The organism is Hyella patelloides LEGE 07179 (assembly GCF_900659865.1).
GTDB classification, from domain to species: domain Bacteria; phylum Cyanobacteriota; class Cyanobacteriia; order Cyanobacteriales; family Xenococcaceae; genus Hyella; species Hyella patelloides.
This window is the reverse complement of record NZ_LR214090.1, coordinates 1-7,064: the sequence shown is the minus strand read 5'-3', so window position 1 is coordinate 7,064 and position 7,064 is coordinate 1. Positions and strand designations below refer to the sequence as shown.

General features: G+C 36.3%; 7 protein-coding genes. 5 read left to right on the top strand and 2 right to left on the bottom strand.

Translation table 11 applies throughout. From position 1 onward, the window contains the following. Positions 1-2,202, bottom strand: a 2,202-nt coding sequence (locus tag H1P_RS29355; protein WP_144874422.1) for a GAF domain-containing protein, incomplete at its 3' end; no start/stop codon positions are given. Between the two features lie 253 nt (positions 2,203-2,455). On the opposite strand from H1P_RS29355, the gene H1P_RS29350 reads away from it, so the two are divergent. The 5 genes from H1P_RS29350 to H1P_RS29335 all read left to right on the top strand — a co-directional run bounded on the left by H1P_RS29350 (position 2,456) and on the right by H1P_RS29335 (position 6,561). After that, positions 2,456-3,739, top strand: coding sequence for a mechanosensitive ion channel family protein (locus H1P_RS29350; RefSeq protein ID WP_425461563.1), 1,284 nt, complete (start codon positions 2,456-2,458; stop codon positions 3,737-3,739). Positions 3,740-3,977: 238 nt separating this feature from the next. Then, on the top strand, positions 3,978-4,373 hold the full coding sequence (locus H1P_RS29345) for a response regulator (RefSeq protein WP_144874414.1): 396 nt from the start codon (positions 3,978-3,980) through the stop codon (positions 4,371-4,373). Positions 4,374-4,849: 476 nt separating this feature from the next. Next, positions 4,850-5,257, top strand: coding sequence for a Na-translocating system protein MpsC family protein (locus H1P_RS29340; RefSeq protein ID WP_144874412.1), 408 nt, complete (start codon positions 4,850-4,852; stop codon positions 5,255-5,257). Positions 5,258-5,309: 52 nt separating this feature from the next. Beyond that, positions 5,310-5,414, top strand: a complete 105-nt coding sequence (locus H1P_RS40020; RefSeq protein WP_425461562.1) for a type II toxin-antitoxin system PemK/MazF family toxin — start codon at positions 5,310-5,312, stop codon at positions 5,412-5,414. A gap of 382 nt (positions 5,415-5,796) precedes the next feature. Further along, on the top strand, positions 5,797-6,561 hold the full coding sequence (locus H1P_RS29335) for a histidine kinase (RefSeq protein ID WP_144874410.1): 765 nt from the start codon (positions 5,797-5,799) through the stop codon (positions 6,559-6,561). 142 nt (positions 6,562-6,703) lie between these two features. Here H1P_RS29335 and H1P_RS29330 read toward each other — a convergent pair whose 3' ends face one another. Next, positions 6,704-6,880: a YqaE/Pmp3 family membrane protein gene (locus tag H1P_RS29330; protein ID WP_144874408.1), complete on the bottom strand. Its 177-nt coding sequence runs from the start codon at positions 6,878-6,880 to the stop codon at positions 6,704-6,706. Positions 6,881-7,064 lie beyond the last annotated feature (184 nt).

The window sequence follows — 7,064 nt, the reverse complement described above, 5'->3', positions numbered from 1 at the left end:
TTTTTTTTGACCGTGTAGTCGTTTAAAAATACGAAAGATTGATTCTAAGTACCTTTCACGAATACCGATCCCATTATCGCAGACATAGAAAATAGTCTTTACTTGGGTACCATCGGGATATTCCAACATTTTCTCAACCACAACAGGATTGTCAGCATCAAGGTAACCAATTTCGACGATCTTTTGGGCTTTTTGATTGTATTTAATGCCGTTGCTGATTAAATTAGTAAAAAGTTCGTTGACTTGAGTGCGATCGCATTCTATAGTTGGCAAAAGACGAGGAATCTTAAACTCTACTTGTTTGTCCCTAGCACTAGCATTGATTACATCTAAAACCCCTGCTACTAAATTGTTCAGATCCACAGGGCGCATTTGTAATTCTGCCCTACCCAAGCGGGAATAGTGAAGTAGGGAGTTAATCAAGTCTTCCATGCGATGAGTTAAACGCATCAAAGTATTGAGTTTATCAGTCCCGTCATCACCGAGAATTTCACCGTAGTCTTCAATTAAAAAGCTAGAGTAATTATAAATGCCTCGCAATGGTTCTTTGAGATCGTGGGAGGCGATATAGGCAAAAGCATCCAATTCGGTGTTGCTACGAGACAATTCTCTGTTTATTTGAGTGAGTTCGTCCGCTTTTCGTAGCACAATACCCACAATGGAGCTACGTAATTCCAATGCTGACTCTACTTCGCAGGCTTTCCACGGTAGAGATTTTCCTCTGACGGTTTCTTGCCATTTAGCAAAAGATTTACGGGGAGACATCCGCAAAGTTCCATCTTCGTCGATCTCTAATGATTTATTGGGATATCCTCCCCAATCTACAGTTTGAATTACTTCTGGGCGAAACCAAATAATCAAGGTTTTTTGTACTCTAGAAATTAGTAAAGCGAGTAAACCACTAGCAACAGCTTTTTCTTGTTCAGCATTAGGATAAACTTGCGCTAGAGAATTTGTTTCATAAATAACATCTTCATCAAATTGAGTTTCTAACCAGGGAAGCATGGCAGTTATGGTTTCTTTGTCTGGAGTGTTGCCAATGAGGGTAATTTCTTCGCCAAAAAATAAAGCGACACCACTCGCACCCACTAAATCTAATAAATGTTCGGGATTTTGGGTTAAACCTGCTGCTAATTCTTCTGCTTGGGAAATGGTTTCGATAAAGTGGGATTGAATGGACTTGAGTTTCATTCTGTAGTCATAGTCTTGACTATCTTCTTTGGCAGCTAACTCAAAAGAAACCACTTGTCCAATAAACTCGCAAACAGTACGAATCTCGTAAGGGATTTTCTTAGGTGTATGGTGGTGACAAGCAATTAATCCCCAAAGTTGTTTATTTTGAATTAAAGATATAGACATGGAAGCTGCCACGCCCATATTACCTAAATACTCAGTATGCAAGGGAGAAACGCTACGCAATACTGACATACTCATATCGAGGGGTTTATTCGTTAGAGGATTTAATTGAGGAGTCAATCCTACTGGTTCGTAAGTAGCATCGGAAATTAGACGTAGATAATTGATAGTGTAGAGATATTTTGCTTGTCGAGGAATATCAGTAGCAGGATAGTGTAAACCTAAAAATGGTTCTAGTTCTTCTTTGGCAGCTTCGGCAATTACTGTCCCCGCACCTTCTTCGTCGAAACGATATACCATAACACGATCGAATCCAGTTATTTTCCTCACTTCTGTTACAATCGCGCTACTCAATTCATCTAAAGTCTTAGTATTCTGGATTTTGCTAACTGGGATTTTAACTAATTTATAGAAATGGAAAAAGTCAACTTCTTCAGTGGCTTCAGTTTGTTCTAATTCCAAGATAATTATTTCCCCGTTACGATGAACAATCCCATCAAAGTTAAGGGTTGAACCTTCATGAATTAACTCAATTGGTAAAGGATTAATACGATCGAAGTCTTCAGATAAGCAACTAGAAATTGCTGTCACCTGTTCTTTCCCTAGCAACCCACTTAAAGGTTTATTCAACAACTCTTCGGGTTCGATCCCCAACATTTGAGCCGTATTGAGACTCACCTGCAATATCTTGTATTCGGTTGCTGATATAGCGAGTAAAACCCCATGAGGCTGAATCAAATTAGGAATATGGATCGCGAAGCGATCGCAATTATGAAGAGCGACATCCTTTAAGTTAATATCGGTAGTCGCTGCTAAAATTTCTTGAGATTTAGAATCTGAAGACATAGAAGAGTGAGGAGTAGTAACAGTTGTTTATTATAAAGCGATCATTAGTATTTAAAGTATTTAAACTCTCTATCCTTAGATAGATAGGTTGCAACTTACACAGACTATAAACTGAAGGCAAATTAACGAAGTTCTCTTGCCAACAGGCTCTAACGAGAGTATTTATCCATAGTCAATGCTTGATTTTTCCTGCTTGCTCTCAGGGCAATACACTAAGAGTAATTTCCCAAGGCGATCGCTTTTTCCAATTTCGATGATAGTAGCGATCGCTTTTTCCTTTAGTATCCCATCAATAGCTTTATCTCAAGACGAAGAGAGTATATCTACTCCGACTAAACCTGCATCGGCTATTATTCCCAGTGATGGTTTATATTTTGCTGATGTAGTTGTGAGAAACCGCCCTATATTTCAAATTGGCAGCTTACCCCAGATTGATGCCAGTGCCAGGGCAGAAATTATTAATCGCCGTCTAGCCAGCCTCCTGTCACAAAACGAAAATCCAGGTAAAGTAGAAATTGCTCCCGATAATCCCCGTAAAATTGCTACCTTGAGGGTAAAAAATCGCATCTTAATGACTGTTACCCGACAAGATGCAGAGGATTTTGGCTTAAGCACAGAAGAATTAGCTAAAAGATGGAAACAACAACTAGATACTGCTTTTGATAAACCTCCACTAGTGATCGATGTTACTCAGCGTCTCTACACAACCACCAGAGAGTTACTAAGAGATATTGTGGGCAATTTACCCTCTTTAATTGGTGCTAGCGTTGTAATCGGCATTACTTGGGGAGTAGCAAAAGGAGTGCGCTATATTGCTTATACCTGGGCCAAACAAACGGAAGGGGATTCTAACACTGAACTTTTGATCGGCAGACTTAGTTATGGTGGTGTGTGGATCGTTGGTTCTGTAATTGCCTTGGGTGTTATGGGGCTAGACTTTGGGGCATTGTTGGGCGCATTAGGGCTAACTAGCGTCGCAATTGGTTTTAGTCTTAAAGATGTGTTGAGTAACTATATTTCTGGAGTAATTTTACTAGCTGCGCGTCCGTTTCGGATTAACGATCAAGTAGTAATCGATGAATACGAAGGCACAATTACGCAAATTCAATTACGGACTACTACTATTAAAACCTATGATGGGCGAGTAGTTTATCTTCCTAATCAAGAAGTGTTCCAAGCCAGTATTGTTAATAATACCGCTTCTCCTCAACGAAGAAGTTCGGTAATAGTCGGGATTGACTATGGAGAAGATATTGGTCAGGCGATCGCGGTAATTAGTCGAGTTTTAGCAAAAATTTCTGAAGTAGAAACGTATCCCACACCAGATGTATTGGTTAAGGAACTTGCTGCTAGTACGGTTAATTTAGAAATTCGTTTTTGGGTAGACTCCCACAGAGCAGGCTTTTTAGCAACTACCTCTAAAGTTGCTCAAGCAGTTAAAGAAGCCCTAGAAGCAGCTAATATTGATATGCCGACGGACATTTATACTTTGGTTTTGCGGGAATTACCTTCACAAATTAAATTAAAAGAAAGCTAAATTAATTTAAATACATATTATTTGATATTAAAAAAAATAAACTATATATAAATTAACTTAAAGCTTAAATAAGGTTAAATCTATTCAAAAATAGAGGTAAAGACTTAATCTTTGATTGATCTTTCAAGGTTTAATTAATAATTATTTGTAACTCTAAAGATATACATCTTGATTAGGATGGCAATAGCAAAACTATTAGCTATCGTAAGTTTATTGCAGTGAGTTAGCAAAATTAACTATGTCATCCCCGATTCTGGTAGTTGAAGATAATGACGATCTTCTAGTATTATTTAAGCTGATTTTGGAGTCCGCAGGATATCAAGTAGAAACAGTGAATAATGGCAGAGATGCTTTAAAGTCTCTTGAAGAAATTCAGCCTCAGCTAATATTAATGGATATCATGATGCCAGAAATTAGTGGTTTGCAGGTTGCTCGTAATATTAAACAAAAGCAAAATTATCAATCTTTACCAATTTTATTGATTTCTGCGATCAACGATCTTAAAGATGAACAGCTACAAAACAGCAAAGCTGAGGACATTATCTATAAACCTTTCGATTTGGATGACTTGATTTTGCGAGTAGGTAGCTTGATTAGCGATCGCTATAACTCAAAGATTATGGACAGTTACTGAAAATTGACCAGAGCTTCGCCCTGTTCATTTATGAGGTATGAGGTATGAAGTATGAAGAAAAGCATTACTTCTTACTTCTTCCTTTAGGTACAAGCGGAGTTTTTTAAGACGGAATGCCGAAAACTTCATACTTCAAATTTCTGTCTTCATACTTTTTTTACACCCTCCCTTTATCGAAGATAGGGGATCGATTCCTTTAGAATCTAAAAGTTCTTGGATAAAAGGATTTTTATAGCTGAAATTACGAAATAAACTGTCTGGTTTTCTACACCATAATAATTTTTTATTTTTTTATTTGTTGTTACAATTATTAACGATAAAGGTTGATAGCTAATTAGCTTTAGCTAATGTAAAAAATTAGTAAGCCAGCCTGAGCTTTGCTCACCTACACTGTAGCTGAGACTCAAATACTTCCGATCGCTGTTTGAAAAAGCTAAATCAAATTTTAAATTTAGTTAACTGTAGATTCTTAAGTTATGGCTACTGATTTAAACTCAGATTCTTATCCGACAGCTGGACAATTAGAAAGAACTATTGCCCAAAAAGTGAGGACTTTATATCGTAACCAGTTTGGTCATCAACCAAGTAGGGTTGACTGCCATCTATTGGGAAATAAATTAGTTATATCTCTAGAAGATGTAATTACACCAATCGAAAAACTGCTGGTAGAAGCTCAATCATCTAGTCTGGTAACTCAGGTACGTGCCTTTATCGATGAAGCAATTAAACCAAAACTGCAAGAGTTAGTTGAAGAAATTTCTCAGGTTAGAGTTACTAACTGTCTTTATGATACAGCGATTGATAGTGGTTGCGCTGGCGCGATAATTATTCTAGCTAATCCTCCCCAAGTCCGTCAGGCTAAATCTTTGGCGAAAAAAAAATAGTAGTTAACAAAGAGAAGTATCTAAAATATGAGAACAAATAATATGTGAATAAATTCGAGTAATTGCCAAATCAAGGTTAGGTAAAAAAAGAGGTTCATTAGATCGAAAGGATATCGCAAAAGTTAATGAAGCTTTAAATATAGTTTTGGCTTTGTAGTAGTTTTTTGGCAAGAAATCAAAAAAATGCGCTCACAATTACTCTATCTGATATGTGAATGCTGTATTAGTATTTTATGGTCTCTACAAAGTTTTGTATCTTTACATTAGTCAAAATAATCAAACCTGAGATAGATAACATTTGGTAAAAAATATTGGATTATTAAAAATAATAAGAAAAAGAGTATCTTCTCTGAATAAAGTCAACTTTTCACTAAACATTTAGATGAGGAATCGTGTCGCCAGCAACGAAGTGTCGATCCGCACATACTTGTCCACATCACATCTATCTGTGCGCGCACCAAGCAGCTAATAACCACGAACACTATTATCATCAGTTTCATAACTTTAAATCAGCAAACTCTTGAGGTGAAGTATATATTATGGAAGAGTCTAGAAAAGAGAAAATTATCAACAATCTGCAACAAGCCAAACAAACAGGACAATTAAAAACTGAAAATATTAGAGATATTATCAGAACAGCAGTGTCTGAAGCGGTATCTGAAGTAAAAGAAGGTAGAACAGAAATTCGGAATCTCGTTCAAGAAGCAATTTCCGCAGTTGTCGAAATTTTCCAAGATAAAAAAGGAGAAATTAAAGAAGAAGTTACGGCTTCTATTGAAGGTGCGATCGAGGGTCTAAGTAACGCTAGAAGAGAAGAAATTTCTAATACTCAATCGGAAATTCAAACTTTACAAGTAAAAGTAGAAAAAGAAGAAGAAGAATTACAACAAGAAATCGACGGAGTATTAAAAGAGATACAAACAAACAATCAAGACAAGCCTACTCAAGTAACAGAAGCAATTACTTCCGCTATTCATACTGTCCAAAATAGTGAAGAAGTTGCTCTCTTACAAAAGCGTTATGCTCAATTAAAAGCGCAGTTAGCTATTATTCAGGCTAATTTAGCTGGTAGATATGGTGAAAGTTATAGCAATGTGAATCAATATCTTGATGAAGCGAAAACTTGGTATGAAAAAGCCAGAGAAAATCCTGAAGTATTTACAGGGAGGATAGAAGAAAAACAACAGGAATTTGAACAAAAATTAGGCGAAACAGGGGTTGCAATTGCCAAAAAGGAAAAGCAGGTAAAACAGCTTCTCAAAGAATTATGGAAATCAATTTCGGAAATGTTTCGCGATCGATAAAAGCTATTAGCCATTAGCTGTTAGCTATATTAGCTTTTTTAATAAAATTACCTCCCAGAGACTTAATTCTAGGAGGTTTTTATTTTACTAACACATAGACAAAATTATAATAATGATTCATGAACATAGGTATTTTTAATTGCTAAACATTAGCTTGTTCTGATTCTTTAGAGATGATCCAAAGTGCATGAATAATACCAGGAATCCAGCCTAGTAAAGTCAGCAAAATATTAATTAATAAAGCTTGGCTAACTCCCATAGTCATAAATACACCCAAGGGAGGAAGTAAAATTGCTGCAATGATCTTAAGAATTCCCATTTATATTTCCTTAATTTTTTATTGACGTAAGTAATTATCATTTTGCCTTCTCTCAATCTAGATATCTTCTATCCTCAGAAAGAAATGAACAAACTTGCAACAATTTTATTAAGTAGTACTTTACTGTTTAATGCGGTGGGATGTGATGTGGCTCGAATCAGTGCCGATTTACGTAAGAAAAAAA

Excerpts from the sequence above, each read along its gene's own strand:
- H1P_RS29350 (WP_425461563.1), top strand. The coding sequence starts at position 2,456 with ATGATAGTAGCGATCGCTTTTTCCTTTAGTATCCCATCAATAGCTTTA.
- H1P_RS29345 (WP_144874414.1), top strand. The coding sequence starts at position 3,978 with ATGTCATCCCCGATTCTGGTAGTTGAAGATAATGACGATCTTCTAGTA.
- H1P_RS29340 (WP_144874412.1), top strand. The coding sequence starts at position 4,850 with ATGGCTACTGATTTAAACTCAGATTCTTATCCGACAGCTGGACAATTA.
- H1P_RS29335 (WP_144874410.1), top strand. The coding sequence starts at position 5,797 with ATGGAAGAGTCTAGAAAAGAGAAAATTATCAACAATCTGCAACAAGCC.
- H1P_RS29330 (WP_144874408.1), bottom strand. The coding sequence starts at position 6,880 with ATGGGAATTCTTAAGATCATTGCAGCAATTTTACTTCCTCCCTTGGGT.